The 12526-nt window shown below is 62.0% G+C and carries 13 protein-coding genes and 4 pseudogenes; 10 read left to right on the forward strand and 7 right to left on the reverse strand.

Going from position 1 to position 12526, the window contains the following annotated elements; genetic code table 11:
- Nucleotides 1-303 precede the first annotated feature (303 nt).
- Together ACSKB8_RS44335 and ACSKB8_RS44340 are read left to right on the forward strand one after the other, a co-directional pair.
- Nucleotides 304-1231, forward strand: a pseudogene (locus ACSKB8_RS44335) (DUF2493 domain-containing protein).
- A gap of 599 nt (nucleotides 1232-1830) precedes the next feature.
- Nucleotides 1831-2013: a hypothetical protein gene (locus ACSKB8_RS44340; protein ID WP_438111731.1), complete on the forward strand. Its 183-nt coding sequence runs from the start codon at nucleotides 1831-1833 to the stop codon at nucleotides 2011-2013.
- A 47-nt stretch (nucleotides 2014-2060) separates the two neighbouring features.
- Here ACSKB8_RS44340 and ACSKB8_RS44345 read toward each other — a convergent pair whose 3' ends face one another.
- From ACSKB8_RS44345 to ACSKB8_RS44360, 4 genes are read right to left on the reverse strand one after another with little or no spacing between them, the layout of a single operon-like run.
- Complete coding sequence (locus tag ACSKB8_RS44345; protein ID WP_438111732.1) at nucleotides 2061-3065, reverse strand: tyrosine-type recombinase/integrase; 1005 nt, start codon at nucleotides 3063-3065, stop codon at nucleotides 2061-2063.
- Entirely contained in the window at nucleotides 3058-4023 is a 966-nt protein-coding gene (locus ACSKB8_RS44350; protein ID WP_438111733.1) for a tyrosine-type recombinase/integrase, read from the reverse strand. Before ACSKB8_RS44350 ends, ACSKB8_RS44345 begins: the two co-directional genes overlap by 8 nt.
- On the reverse strand, nucleotides 4020-4328 hold the full coding sequence (locus ACSKB8_RS44355) for a tyrosine-type recombinase/integrase (protein WP_438111734.1): 309 nt from the start codon (nucleotides 4326-4328) through the stop codon (nucleotides 4020-4022). Before ACSKB8_RS44355 ends, ACSKB8_RS44350 begins: the two co-directional genes overlap by 4 nt.
- Nucleotides 4255-5166: a tyrosine-type recombinase/integrase gene (locus tag ACSKB8_RS44360; protein ID WP_438111735.1), complete on the reverse strand. Its 912-nt coding sequence runs from the start codon at nucleotides 5164-5166 to the stop codon at nucleotides 4255-4257. The genes ACSKB8_RS44355 and ACSKB8_RS44360 overlap by 74 nt, the downstream gene beginning before the upstream one ends.
- A 434-nt stretch (nucleotides 5167-5600) precedes the next feature.
- On the opposite strand from ACSKB8_RS44360, the gene ACSKB8_RS44365 reads away from it, so the two are divergent.
- Together ACSKB8_RS44365 and ACSKB8_RS44370 are read left to right on the forward strand one after the other, a co-directional pair.
- The gene (locus ACSKB8_RS44365; protein WP_438111736.1) at nucleotides 5601-6041 is read left to right on the forward strand and encodes a hypothetical protein; all 441 of its coding nucleotides are present in this window, start codon (nucleotides 5601-5603) and stop codon (nucleotides 6039-6041) included.
- A gap of 252 nt (nucleotides 6042-6293) precedes the next feature.
- A pseudogene (locus ACSKB8_RS44370) lies at nucleotides 6294-6577 on the forward strand (transposase); the annotation flags it as partial.
- Nucleotides 6578-6607: 30 nt separating this feature from the next.
- Here the strand turns inward: ACSKB8_RS44370 and ACSKB8_RS44375 are convergent.
- Nucleotides 6608-6955, reverse strand: a complete 348-nt coding sequence (locus tag ACSKB8_RS44375; RefSeq protein WP_438111737.1) for a hypothetical protein — start codon at nucleotides 6953-6955, stop codon at nucleotides 6608-6610.
- Between the two features lie 74 nt (nucleotides 6956-7029).
- Nucleotides 7030-7314: a DNA -binding domain-containing protein gene (locus ACSKB8_RS44380; RefSeq protein WP_438111738.1), complete on the reverse strand. Its 285-nt coding sequence runs from the start codon at nucleotides 7312-7314 to the stop codon at nucleotides 7030-7032.
- Nucleotides 7315-8442: 1128 nt separating this feature from the next.
- Here ACSKB8_RS44380 and ACSKB8_RS44385 point away from each other — a divergent pair.
- Both ACSKB8_RS44385 and ACSKB8_RS44390 read left to right on the forward strand, forming a co-directional pair.
- Nucleotides 8443-8770 (forward strand): annotated as a pseudogene (locus ACSKB8_RS44385) (DUF736 domain-containing protein).
- 612 nt (nucleotides 8771-9382) lie between these two features.
- Entirely contained in the window at nucleotides 9383-10111 is a 729-nt protein-coding gene (locus tag ACSKB8_RS44390; RefSeq protein WP_438111739.1) for a class I SAM-dependent methyltransferase, read from the forward strand.
- A gap of 327 nt (nucleotides 10112-10438) precedes the next feature.
- Here the strand turns inward: ACSKB8_RS44390 and ACSKB8_RS44395 are convergent.
- Nucleotides 10439-10672, reverse strand: a pseudogene (locus ACSKB8_RS44395) (helix-turn-helix domain-containing protein).
- Between the two features lie 224 nt (nucleotides 10673-10896).
- Between ACSKB8_RS44395 and ACSKB8_RS44400 the strand changes: the two are divergent.
- From ACSKB8_RS44400 to ACSKB8_RS44415, 4 genes are all read left to right on the forward strand, one after another.
- Nucleotides 10897-11160, forward strand: coding sequence for a DUF2285 domain-containing protein (locus ACSKB8_RS44400; RefSeq protein WP_438111740.1), 264 nt, complete (start codon nucleotides 10897-10899; stop codon nucleotides 11158-11160).
- A gap of 129 nt (nucleotides 11161-11289) precedes the next feature.
- A complete protein-coding gene (locus tag ACSKB8_RS44405) occupies nucleotides 11290-11499 on the forward strand; it encodes a transcriptional regulator domain-containing protein (protein ID WP_438111741.1) in 210 nt (69 codons plus the stop codon).
- On the forward strand, nucleotides 11438-12127 hold the full coding sequence (locus tag ACSKB8_RS44410; RefSeq protein ID WP_438111742.1) for a DUF2285 domain-containing protein: 690 nt from the start codon (nucleotides 11438-11440) through the stop codon (nucleotides 12125-12127). Before ACSKB8_RS44405 ends, ACSKB8_RS44410 begins: the two co-directional genes overlap by 62 nt.
- Before the next feature lie 144 nt (nucleotides 12128-12271).
- Nucleotides 12272-12523: a helix-turn-helix transcriptional regulator gene (locus ACSKB8_RS44415; protein ID WP_438111743.1), complete on the forward strand. Its 252-nt coding sequence runs from the start codon at nucleotides 12272-12274 to the stop codon at nucleotides 12521-12523.
- The last annotated feature ends 3 nt before the right edge of the window (nucleotides 12524-12526 follow it).

Below are 12526 nucleotides of genomic sequence, written 5' to 3' on the forward strand. Positions count from 1 at the left end.
ATGCGGTCGTCACCGCGAGGCCGATGGGTCGAGCTTCCCCTCGGCGGCGGAGAGGACCGCGCCCACGGCCTTCTTAGAGGGCGATCGGGCGGCAAGCGGCCCGGACCGGCAACCTCGTGGTCCGACTATTTCCGTCGGCGGCAGAGCCGCCTTTGCATCGCGAGGCAAAATAGTCGGCCCCTTCGGTCCTCCGCCAAGGCTCCGGCCCTCCGCTGCACTGCGGGTGCAAGTCCGTTCCGCCAGCCGCCTTCGTCGCCATGAAGGCCGCGATGGGCGCGGTCGATCCGACGAGGGAAAGCCCCGATGACCACCAACCATGACGACGATTTCGAGCCGCACCACAGCTCATCCCCGACCGACCAGATTCTGCAAGAACTCCAGCTCCACGGTTATCGTCCCTTCCAAGACGAGCCCGACCCCCGGCCGCTTCCGAAGCAAAGATCCTTGCCGGCAGCATCGCCGATATCTTCGACGCCCTTGTCGTCGCGCTGTCGGACACCCGCCTTGAGCCCGACCTTAATGATCTGCTCTGGTCAACAGTGAATGTCTTCCACCGTGCTATCCATCGTATTGAGCGCGAGCTTGATGATAACGAGGTGACCCAGCAGCGCTCCCAGCGGGAGCAGGACGGCAGCGAGGTCAAATCCGTCGAGCTGGAGCGATTGACAGCGGAGGGACAGACGCTGATCGAGCGCCGCAATGCCTTCGAGCTGATGCGCGACGAGGCCGCTGACCAGTTCGAACGCCACACCCACTCAGCTTGGCGACCGCGCAACGGCTCGATGGTCAACCACCGCAATCTCACCGCGGCAATGATCGACAGCCGCGACTTCCTGGCTGCGAAGAAGCGTGCCGACAACCAGGTGCTCGTCCCGGCGGGACCGAAAGTGGCGCTCACCGGCGGGATCGACTTCAACGATCATCGGCTGGTCTGGGCCAAGCTCGATCAGGTCCACGCCAAGCATCCGGACATGGTGCTGCTGCATGGCGGCAGCCCAAAAGGCGCCGAACTGATCGCCGCCAAATGGGCCGACAATCGCAAGGTGCCGCAGATCGCCTTCAAACCCGACTGGGCGAAGCACAACAAGGCAGCGCCCTTCAAGCGCAACGATGCGATGCTCGACGTGCTGCCGATCGGGGTGATGCACTTCCCGGCACTGGCATCCAGGACAACCTCGCCGACAAGGCGAGGAAGCTCGGCATCCCCGTGTGGACGTTTGGCGGCGCGTGAGCGCCGCATTTACTTCAATACGTAATGACGTGAAACCGGAAAGCCGGATCGTCGGCTTTCCGTAAAGCCACCTTTCAGTCCGGTTCACCCACAGTGATCGCGCCGCACAGGCAGAGAGTGCCAACTCGGTATCGTTCTCGATCAGGCCGTCGAGCAGCGCCTTCATGTCGCTCTGATCAGACGCCGATTGAAACGGCCCCGGCTGCCGCTCAATAGCCCAGCACCGCAATGGCTAGCGCCTTCTTCACCAGATGCAGTTCGTGTCTCTTGAACTCCGCCATGGCGCCTGTCTCAGCCATCATGTCGGCGCGTAAGCGCAGCTTAGCCCGATCGGTCGGGGCACCGTAAGGATAACGAGGTTTCGGCCGCAATCCACCGCCGGCTTCGACATACGGCTCCTGCCGGCGGACGCCACTCCGCTTCCATGGCGCTGATCCGGTCCGATCATGGTCCTGACGCCATCAACCCGCGAGGGGTCGGCTTACGCTGAAGCGTGCCGCCGCTTCGTCTTTGTCTACGCGGTGATTGCGGCCCCTGGCCGGACACGTCGGGCGCCTGTCGCGCGGGGATGGCCCCGCCACAGCACAGGAGCCGGATCAATGTCTCAGTCCCTCGCATTCGCCAATGGCTGGAACCTCGCTCGAACCCTTATGGTCTGCGTCGTCATCTTCCGCGCCGGCACGGGTGGATACGGTGTCATGCCCGCCACCGAATATGAAGGCGATCCCGCCGCCATCGTTCACGATTATGATCCGTTCGAGATTATGGACAGCTTGGATTGAAGAAGCCTGCGAGAGCGCAGCCCGACCCGGGATCGGGCTGCGCATAATCACAGTGACTGCAGAAAGGCCATGAGTTGATCCGGTGGACAATAACGTGCTGGCGCAGCGGCGATCGGTCGAAGTCGGCTCAATGCCGCCTCCTTCATGGCGAGGTCCGCCTCCATATAGATATGTGTCGTGCTTGGGTGCTCGTGGCCGAGCCACAATGCGATAACGGTGATATCCACGCCCGACTGCAGCAGGTGCATCGCTGTCGTGTGGCGGATCGTGTGGGGCGAGACCGCCCGTTCGGCGAGGGCAGGATGCTGGCACGCCGCCTGCGCAACCGCCTGCGCGAGCCGCTGCGTCACGCTCGAACGTGACAGTCGTTTGCCTGCGCTGCTCGGGAACAGGTACCCCTGCGAGCCGGCGCCCGGCAGGTGACGAAGCCACTGTCGGAGCGTCGCGGCGGTCGCCTTCCAGAGTGGAACGCTTCGTCGCTTTCTCCCCTTGCCATGGAGGTGTGCGACTGGCGAGACGTCCAGCACTACGTCATCGATCCGCAGGTTGATCGCTTCGGATACTCTGGCGCCTGTGTTGTAGAGGAGCGTGAACAGCGCCTGATCGCGCCGCCCGGCCCATGTCGCGCAATCCGGTGCCGCGATGATCGCATCCATTTCGGGCCGGGACAGAAAGCCGAGCACGGCTTTGTCGTGACGCTTCTGCGGGACGGCAAGGCTGCGCTCGATGACCGCAAGCGCGGTCAGATCCTCGTGGGCGGCGAACTTTAGGAAGGAACGGACCGCCGACAGGCGTGCATTACGGCTCCGCACGCTGTTCTTCCGCTCGCGCTCAAGGTGGTCGAGGAAGGCGAGGATCAACGTCGCGTCCAGGTCGGTGAGGGCGAGATCGGTCGGAGCTTTGCCGATCGCCTTTTGCGAGAAGGCGAGGAGCAGCTTGAACGTGTCGCGGTAGGCCGCGACTGTGCTGGGACTGACCGCCCGCTGCTGGCGAAGATGATCGACGAAGAAGCGTTGCAGGAGCATTGGGAACGAGGGAGTTACATCACTCATGGTGAGCCTCCGTGAACTGCGACGCGAGCGCCTCGAAGCGGCCTCCGGCGAGCGCCATCAGCTCGGGCACATCCTGCAAGTACCAGTAGGTGTCGCCGAGATTGACGTGGCCGACGTAAGTCGAGAGCGCCAGCATTGCGCTGTCGATTTCCGTACCGTCCGCCTGCCACAGCATCAGCCGGCGGCAGATAAAGGTGTGCCGCAGATCGTGGATACGGACGGAGGAATGGCCGCCGCGCGGCATGATACCGAGGCCAGCAGCCAGCCGAAGCCATGCTTGACGCGTAGTCCGATAACCCAAGCCCTTGCCGCTGCGCTCGTCGAGGAAGAACGACGCCGACTGGTCGGTCGAGCCGAACCTCGCCCGCCTGCGGAGGTAATCTCTCAAGGCCGCTGTCGCGGTCGGGTGCAATGGTACAATGCGTGTCCTCTCGAACTTGGAGTGCCTCACCGTGATGTGGGTTCCAGCCTCGTCGAGATCGCCGCACCGGAGTCTCAGCGCCTCGGAGATGCGAAGGCCCGTCGCGGCAAGCAGGCCAAGTAGCGTCGGGAGCGTGGCCGGGCCGGCGCCAAACACAGGCGGAAGGGCCCGCGCGGCTGCGATGATCGAGTCCACCTCGGCCGGTGTGAAGATGTGCGGTGCCAGGCGCCGCTTCGCACGCCCGAAGGGTGCGCCTTCCGGGAACGCAGTTGCTGGCTCGGCATCGGCCAGATTCCGCGCGAACGGCCGGAGCGCGTCGAGCCGCCCCGCCCAGGTGAAGGGGTCGGCATGCATCGCCTTCTCCTTCGCCCAGCGCAGCACAATGGCAGATGTGAGGGGACCTTCATGGCCGCTTGCGTCGGCAAAGCAGGCGAAGGCGCGCGTGAGGCTACCCGACCGGTCCAATTTGAACCCGAGCCGACGGCGTTCGGCGAGGTATGCCTCGGCGCGCGCGAGCATTGTGACGGGAGCGCTCATGCGATCGCTCCCGGCCAGGGCAACGCGACAGCCGATAGTCGAGCGATGTCAACCCGCGTGTAGGTTGCGGAGGTGACGATGCTGCGGTGGCGCAAAACGTCAGCGATCTGTTTCATTGACACGCCGGAGTTGACCAGTCGGCTTGCGAGCGTGTGACGTAGGATGTGAACCCGGCTTCTGTCCCAGCCGAGCCGAGCGTAGGCAGCATGGACCGTCTTCTGCACCACGCGTCTACCAACCGGCTCGCCCAGCGGGGCGACATGACGGACGAACACCTCGACGCCGCGCGGTCGCTGGCCGCTCATGGAGAATGTAATCGACGAGCGCTTCGCCGGTCGCGGGCGAGAGCGGGAGTATGTCGGACCGCCGAGCCTTCCCTGCGGATACCTTTACGATACCTTCCGTCCAATCGATGTCATCAAGGGTCAGACGGATGACCTCGCTTGAACGTAAACCGAGATCGACCAGACAACGCACGATGGCGTAGCCCCGTCGTCGCGACGGACATGGCCTGTCAAACGCCGAGAACAGTCGCTCGACATCCGCTGCCGACAGAGTTTCCGGGAGCTCCGCATCTCGCCAGAACGCCGGGCGCGGTACTGCTTTGCGGAGATGAGCAACGTCATCGCCAACCAAGGCGCGATAACGAAGGTAGCAACGGACTGCGCCAGCCATGACGCGAATGGTGCTGGTGCTCCAGTCGGCGTCGCCAAGCACAAAGGTGCGAACGGCATTGGGCGTGATCGCGCCGAGTTCAATCGGTCCTGTGCCAAACTGCTCCCGGAGCAGGCGTCGTACGATGCGCCGGCGATGATCTCGTGTGCCCTGCGTCAGCCCCCAGACGTCGCTCAGTTTTGCGTCGAATCGGACAAGCTCCATTTCGATCGCGTCGAGCGCTGGGGCCGCGACAATGTTGTGCGCGCGCAGCACGCGGAGCAGGTTGTTAAGCGCCGCCCTGTTGACGATCAGGCCGCGCGGAACTGGATGTCCGCATGAGCAGGTAGTCAGGTGGTCGGTGAGAAAGCGGCCGATCCGAAGTCTCGTCGATGTCGCCTGGTCCAGCGCCCTCGCTGCGCAACCAATCGCCGAAGTGAAGAGCTGAAGCGGCATATCGACGGCGACGCTCAGCGCAATAGCGACCACGCGCGAGATAGTCCGTGTAGAGGCCGATGATGGGCCAGAGAACATTGTCCGGATCTTCGATCCGGAGTTGGGGTCTAAGAGGCGTGGACATTCTTGATCTCCCTTGCTGATGAGAGACCAATCTGAAGCTCAGAATTATGTGCAGTTCAAAGAAGAAACGCCGGGCCACGAGCCCGGCGTTTCTGTCGATTGAGCGGCGGGCTGGCGTCAGCTCTCCATAATCTCGAACGGATCATAATCGTGCTTATGCGGATGTGAGCATAAGCACGAATTCGACCCCTTCCAGACATGAAGGGGCGCATCGCTAAGCGACTGCGGAAGGCCAGCGGGATTTACGCTCCCGCTGCCGCCTGTCTGCGGCTATACTCATGTTCGCGCCGTGGTGGTGGTGGAAGGCGCAACCGTCAGACCCTTATCTCACGGAGCCCACCGCCATGATCATCTTCGGACCACTGCTCGTCACCGTCGGCATCGGCTTCTTCTGCTGGCTGCTGTTCATGCTTGCTGTCTTTGCATTGCCTCTCTTCGTCGGCCTGACAATCGGCACCTGGGCCTTCCACGCCGGCGCCGGCGTGCTCGGCGGAATCGCAATGGGCCTCGTGGCGGGCGGCGCAACCTTTGGCGTCGGCCAGCTTGCGCTCGCTCTCGTGCCATGGATCTGGTTTCGGCTCCTGATCATCCTCATCTATGTCGCGCCCGCAACCGTTGCCGGCTACAGCGCCACGCATGGAATCGCCCAAATGGCGCTGCCTTCACCGATCTGGCAGACCATCTTCGCGATCTTCGGCGCCATTGCCGTCAGCATCACGGCGTTCGTCCGTTTCATTGGAATGGCCACGCCCGGACCAGCCGGACAGGGCTTGGCGAGGGGCTGACATCCTCATATCGACGGGGGTGGAACTTAACCATGCATCCGGAATGCCCGCGGTCCTCATCATCGAATTTGGAGTGAGCGCAGCCTGGGCGTCGAGGCTCGGCCCATCGTCACAGACTGGCCGGGTTCGTGCCGAAGACGGTATCGACCAGACAACGACGTCTCACAGACACGGCCGACGACTGCGTGAACGGGGCGTGCAGCTGAAGCTTGGTTGCGGAAGGGAGATGTATGTGCACCCGCGGCGTGCCAGGATAATCTGTCGATCCACTCGGCTGGCGCCTTCGCGTGCGCCGAAGCTCGCCGTATCTTGCGGCGGCTGGTACACCCCCAAGCACGCCAGTTGGCTCAACATGGTCGAAATCGAGATCGGTGTCTTGCGCGGCAAGTGCCCGACCGCAGAATCGACGACCCCAACCGCCTCGTCACCGAATCGGCGCATGGCAACGACAGCGCAATGCCGCCTGCGCTCGAATCAAATGGATGTTCACATCCGAAGAGCCGGCACCCAAATGGGCCACGCATATCCCAACGTGATCGAAAGAGTCACAATCACTGTGAGAGGTGCTAGGCTGGATCTGCTGACCCCATCGAGACTTCTGGAATATATCCCAGTTGCTGCGCCAGGGCGACCAAAGTCAGGCGGGCGGACTCCAATCTCGCCGTCGCCTCGCTCAGGGCCGCCCACGCTTTGTCCGACCGCGACACCGCTGCCGAGCCAATCTCAAGCAGGCTATCCTTGAGAGACGGCGCTGCCTCGTCTTGCATGGCGCGCCCCAAATCAAGCAGCGTGCTCGTTAGCGTTCGATGCGCGGAAGCGTCCTCTCGTTCCAGGTTTTCCACCTGTGTGAGGGCCTCGCGATAGTGTCGTATCGCTTCGACGACTCGGTTTTCGAGGTCGGTATTGTCGCTCATCTGTTTCTCCTCCGCGAGACTTTGAGCGATTTGTTGCCTGCTTCAACACACACCGGAGCACCATGTAGCCTCGGTCAGTTCAGGCTTGGAATCTCACCTCGCAAGAGATGTCCATGGCCGTACTCGGTCATCCATTTGGCCCGATTGAGATGGCTTTTGTAGGCGCGCCGGGCACGGTGAGGCTCGCGCTCTGGATCGATGTGCAGCACAATTTGTGCAACCTCCTCCCAGTTCGCTCCTTCGGCGTCGGCGTCCAGCAAACGTAGATAGGTGATGAGATGTTCGTGGTCGTATGGCGTTAGCATTGAGTCTGTCGGAGCCAAATCCGCCACATCGGGGTCGAGCGGGGGCTTTTGCATGTGCCTCCTTACATCTTTCGGTTGAACTGACTGGACTGCCGAATTTTGGCGATCTGATGTCGTGTCCTGCCATCGAAATGCGCCACGCGATGCCGGGTACGCACTGCCGGCTCTTTCAGGGTTCCGTAGAGACACAGGCCACGATGCGGACCACGCTCAGGATGTGCGCAAGATGCCACATACGGTAGCCGAACCGACGCGCTCGCGGCCAGTATCGCCTCCCTCGGTAGGCTGCAATATTTCGTTCGATGACACTTGGGCCGCTCACCGCTGGAGCCCACCGCCATGATCATCTTCGGTCACGGCTCGTCACCGTCGGCATCGGCTTCTTCTGCTGGCTGCTGTTCACCCTTGCCGTCTTTGCACACCCCTCTTCGTCGGCCTGACAATCGGCACCTGGACTTTCCACGCCGGCGCCGGCGGAATCGCAGTTGGCCTCGTGGCGGGCGGTGCAACCTTTGGCGTCGGCCAGCTTGCGCTCGTTCTCGCCCTATGGGCTTGACGCCCGGACCTGCGGGGCAGGGCATAGCGGGCGGCTGGGGTGACATCGAAAGGGGAACAGGATCAGGCATCCAGAGCGCTCGAGGTCCTCATCGTCGAAGCTGGAATGAGAGCGGCCTAAGCGTCGAGGCTCGCCCGATCATCGCAGAGAGGCCAGGTTTCGTGGCGGTCGTTGTAGCGGTATCAACCAAACGGCGGCGGCTCACATACGGCCAGTGGCTCTCGTGAACGGGCGTGCTGGCGAGGTCTGGTTGCGGAAACTGAGATCCGTCCGTTGCCAGGACAGAAAGCCAATCACCATTGAATTCGGTGGGCCGGACTCTCTACGGGACTCTGCAAGTCGTCACGTTCTCCTTGATGTCAGCTCTGTCAGGCCGAGCGCACACAACGGCCTCTTCGATGGATTGATCTGGCCGAAGGCCGGCTGAAGCCTCGACCGCCTATGGCGCAACAGCGGCGTCACAACTTTCTTCCCCTGCCGGCTGCGCCGTCATTCCTCGCGCGAGCCAAGAAGTCCTCCTTTGCTGTCGAGCCCCTTCGGGGTGCGCCGTCGGTCGCCTCCGGCCTCTCGATCACCATCGAGGCCGCAAGGTGCGGGCTCGGAAACAGAGATCAAGGAGAATTACCATGGCGACCATCGGCACCTTCAAGAAGACCGGCAACAACGAGTTCACCGGCGAAATCGTCACTCTCTCGCTCCAGGCCAGGAACGTCCGGATCATCCCCGAAACCAACCGCTCGGGCGACAACGCGCCCAGCCACCGGGTCTACGTCGGCCGAGTTCGAGATCGGGGCCGGCTGGTCCAAGCGCTCCAACGAAGGCCGCGACTATCTCGGTCTCAAGCTCGACGATCCGAGCTTCACCGCTCCGATCTTCGCCAATCTCTTCAACGACGAGGACGGTGAGAGCTTCAGCCTGATCTGGTCCCGCCCCAGCCGTCGCAACGGCGACTGACCCGACCCACAAGGCCTCGCCCGGCTGGTCCGGGCGGGGCATTGCCATGCTCAAGGGCTGGCCGCGCAGACCTTGCGGCGGTGGCGACGGCGCAGGTGGACGGGGCGGAACAGATTCCGATCAGCGGCGGCGAACCTGTCCCGGTTTGATTGACCGCCTTTCATTGGCCTCCAACACGCTATCGACAATCTCATCTCATGCGAGACAGCTTGCGATGAGCCGGTCGCACACCGTGGGATCCCGTTCGATCTGGCCGAACTCCTGGGCGCGCACAGTGCGACAAGATAGGTGGGAAGCGCGCAACATGAGGATGGCGAGTTGGTGTCGCGGCGAGGTGATGATTGCCGTGAGATGTCGCGCGCGAGAGGTTTTGTGGCTCGGGTGTCGCGCTATAGCTTGACCAAAACAACCGATTAAGGGATCTTCAACGCCATGGTCGACAAGGACACCCACATTGTTTCCCGGTTTACCGGTATCCCCACAGGCGGGATGCCGGGATGTCGACCACGCTAACTTATCAAGCGTATCGCCAACCTTGGCCTCGCCCTTCGCGGACGAGGTTTTTCGGCTTGTGAGCGTGCCTCGTCCCCGTCCAACAAGATGGAGAACACCATGGCACAGAATATTTACGACAATCCGGACTTCTTCGCCGGTTACAGCCAGCTTCCGAGACAGGTTCGCGGCCTTGACGGTGCGCCCGAATGGCCTTCCATACGTGCGATGTTGCCAACGGTTGCCGGCAAGCGCGTCATCGATCTGGGGTGCGGCTTTGGTTGGGCATCGCGCTGGATGCGTAAGCAAGGCGCAACCTCGGTGCTTGGTCTGGACCTCTCTAAAAATATGATCAGCCGGGCAACGGCGGATGCCAACGATCCAAAAATCGAATACCGGATTGCAGACCTGGAGACAGTGGAGTTGCCACGGGCAGCGTTTGACCTCGCTTATAGTGCACTCACGTTTCACTATATCAGGGATTTCAGCCGTCTCGTTCGCATGGTCCACCAGGCGCTCGTGCCTGGCGGGGAACTCGTATTCACCATCGAGCATCCCATTTTCATGGCGGCGGTCCATCCGCACTGGATCGCGGACGAGGACGGGCGCAAGACTTGGCCCGTCAATCGCTACGCGATCGAAGGCGAGCGCCAGACCGATTGGTTTGCGAAAGGCGTGATCAAGCATCACCGGACCATCGGTACTACGCTCAACACATTGATCCGCTCAGGCTTCCAGATCCTTGCCGTCGAAGAGTTTGCCCCGTCTGTCGAGCAGATCGCACAAACGTCTGAATTAGCGGTAGAGTTGGAGCGGCCGATGATGCTTCTCGTTTCCGCGCGTCGGTAGCATCCGGGGTCCCGGCTTAATCGAGCCGTTCGACACCGGTCGCGACCAGACCCGCCTGATGCAGCAATTCGGCGAACATGACCTGGAAGATTTCAGTATTGGGCGCTCACTGCAGCGAGTTTGCAGAAATGCTGCAAGCAGATTCTGAGAAAATAATTCATGGCTTATGATTTGCGAAGGACAGCCCATGAACGACGCGAACAATGACAGCGAAATTGTTTTGCGAGCGGCTCGTGCTGGCGATAGTCAATCTGTATAGCCGACCATCAACACTGCTTAGGTGATCCTCAACGCACCAGTTCTTACGGCCCAGCACACCCATACCTATCATCGACTACGATTAGAATGAACCGTCGTTCGTTTGATCGGGGCGGTTGCTGCGATGTCCAGCGCCTTCGCGATCCGGCCGAGCACCGTCACGCTGGCCGACACGTCGGCAACTTCGATTGCGCCGACCTAACGGACGCTTAGTCCGGCGCGATCGGCCAATTCTTCCTGCGTCGTCTTCTTCACATGACGTATCCGACACAGATTGATCGCCATGACCTCCTTGAGATCCATGACGACGGGAACCCGATAGGAACTGTCGTGCCAGGAACGATCGTTCCGAATTCGGACGATGCCATGCTGTTCATAGGCGCTGCCCAAAGCCTGTTCGCCCCTTCAGGGGAGCACCGTGATGCGGTCTGCGCATCACACCGCAAAGGCGAGATTATTTCGCCGCTTGCGGATTCTGTGGCAAATAAATCTCTAGCGTTGCTTCGATCTTGAGGGGGACGATCGCAATGAACAAAACCCCATTCCAGGACCAGCCGCCACTAACCGATCGTGTGAACGCCTATGACGAGCAACATCTCGCGATATATGTTCAGTTATTGATAGCCGAAGAAGAGGGCGCCGACTGGCGTGAGGTCGTCCAGGTGATCTTCGGTCTGGACCCTTCCCGAGAACCCGATCGCGCCAAAACCGTACATGACACTCATCTCGCGCGGGCCCGATGGATGACGGAGGCCGGATATCAGCATCTGTTGGAACCGCGGATGCAGTGACTGGGCATCATGGTCACGCAAATTGTGATCTCGCGTGATGCAACCTCTGGGTCTAGTTTGCTAAGCCGTCTTTCAAGATCGTGGTGTGTCCCTCCTTCGTGAGGACTGAACGAAGCAAGAGGAAACACCATGCCCACACAGTATTGGCGCTCGCCGGAGACGATTGAGCGCCTGAAGCGGCTTGAACGCCCGGGATTCGCCCTTGAGTTCCTGCGCCGCAATGCTGACTATCGCCGCGACTTCGCCCGCACAGAGCGCCAGATCGCGCGCGACGGCGTTGATCCCGAGACGGTCCGTTCCAGTCTCGCACGTCGCTGGGGGTTACGATTTCGCCCATGACCCAGCCTCTCCGGTAGGTCTCGAACCAACCATATGGCTGCCCGAGCTCTCACCGGGCACACTGATCCTGGCGCCGGCGCCGTCCGGCTTCGATACCTCCACGTCCTTCGATCGTAGCGCCTTCGCGCAGCCGCTCCTCGAGCGGAGCGATGCCGATGGGCGTGAGGTGGTGATCGCCGAGGGATCCGGTGAAGTCCATGTCCGTCTGCAAGACGAGCAGGCCGCGCGACGTCCCGCTGTGCTTCTGCCGATCGACAGCATGGCCGAGCTTCGGCTCGACGTCGCGTTGCGCTTCGTCCGCCGCCTTGGCGGCCAGAGTATTGGTCTTCTACCAGCGGCTCTCCGGCTGACGTCTCTTCAGAAACGGCGATTGATCCAGCTCCTTCACGCCTTCGACGTTCACGACTTGGGCGGCGGCCCGCGAGACGTGGCAGCGAAGGTGCTCGCCTCCGACCACGCTCAGCGTCGTTCGGTCGAGTGGAAGGATTCTCCACGCCCGCCGCAAGGCCAACCGTCTCATCCACGATTCGATCGCCTTGGTCGAGCGAGGCTATCTGAGGCTCCTGCGCGGCCTTTGGCTCGTCGATCCTCCAAGCAACCCGCCGTGATGACGCTAACCCGCTGGTAAGGCCTCGGTTCGCCTGGTTGCGACCGCGGGGGACACGCATGTGCGAAAATTTTCGTCCACCCCCAACGCCTGAACTCTCCGCCACTGTGACCCCGACATGCCGCGACTTGGCCGCGGCACTTCGAGGCAAGACGGAGACCTCCCATGCTCGACAGGTCCGCGCAGCTCACCACGCGCTACGTGCGCACCCATGAGGCCGCGCGCCTCCTTGGCCTCTCGCCGCGCACCTTGGAGAAATACCGCTGCCATGGCAACGGCCCGACCTTCCGCAAGCTCGGCGGCCGCGTCGTCTACGCCATCGGTGATCTCGAGGCCTGGGCCGATCAGGCCGCCTGCAGCTCGACGTCGGATCCGCGCTACGTCGAGGCCCGCGCCGCCGGCAACGCGCATCGCTAAAGG

Origin of the sequence: Bradyrhizobium sp. BR 1432 (genome assembly GCF_051547705.1) — a bacterium.
GTDB lineage: Bacteria > Pseudomonadota > Alphaproteobacteria > Rhizobiales > Xanthobacteraceae > Bradyrhizobium > Bradyrhizobium zhanjiangense.

What these genes read in the sequence shown, in the direction of transcription:
- ACSKB8_RS44340 (WP_438111731.1), top strand. Translation starts at nt 1,831, where the DNA reads ATGTCTCAGTCCCTCGCATTCGCCAATGGCTGGAACCTCGCTCGAACC.
- ACSKB8_RS44345 (WP_438111732.1), bottom strand. Translation starts at nt 3,065, where the DNA reads ATGAGTGATGTAACTCCCTCGTTCCCAATGCTCCTGCAACGCTTCTTC.
- ACSKB8_RS44350 (WP_438111733.1), bottom strand. Translation starts at nt 4,023, where the DNA reads ATGAGCGCTCCCGTCACAATGCTCGCGCGCGCCGAGGCATACCTCGCC.
- ACSKB8_RS44355 (WP_438111734.1), bottom strand. Translation starts at nt 4,328, where the DNA reads ATGAGCGGCCAGCGACCGCGCGGCGTCGAGGTGTTCGTCCGTCATGTC.
- ACSKB8_RS44365 (WP_438111736.1), top strand. Translation starts at nt 5,601, where the DNA reads ATGATCATCTTCGGACCACTGCTCGTCACCGTCGGCATCGGCTTCTTC.
- ACSKB8_RS44375 (WP_438111737.1), bottom strand. Translation starts at nt 6,955, where the DNA reads ATGAGCGACAATACCGACCTCGAAAACCGAGTCGTCGAAGCGATACGA.
- ACSKB8_RS44380 (WP_438111738.1), bottom strand. Translation starts at nt 7,314, where the DNA reads ATGCAAAAGCCCCCGCTCGACCCCGATGTGGCGGATTTGGCTCCGACA.
- ACSKB8_RS44390 (WP_438111739.1), top strand. Translation starts at nt 9,383, where the DNA reads ATGGCACAGAATATTTACGACAATCCGGACTTCTTCGCCGGTTACAGC.
- ACSKB8_RS44400 (WP_438111740.1), top strand. Translation starts at nt 10,897, where the DNA reads ATGAACAAAACCCCATTCCAGGACCAGCCGCCACTAACCGATCGTGTG.
- ACSKB8_RS44405 (WP_438111741.1), top strand. Translation starts at nt 11,290, where the DNA reads ATGCCCACACAGTATTGGCGCTCGCCGGAGACGATTGAGCGCCTGAAG.
- ACSKB8_RS44415 (WP_438111743.1), top strand. Translation starts at nt 12,272, where the DNA reads ATGCTCGACAGGTCCGCGCAGCTCACCACGCGCTACGTGCGCACCCAT.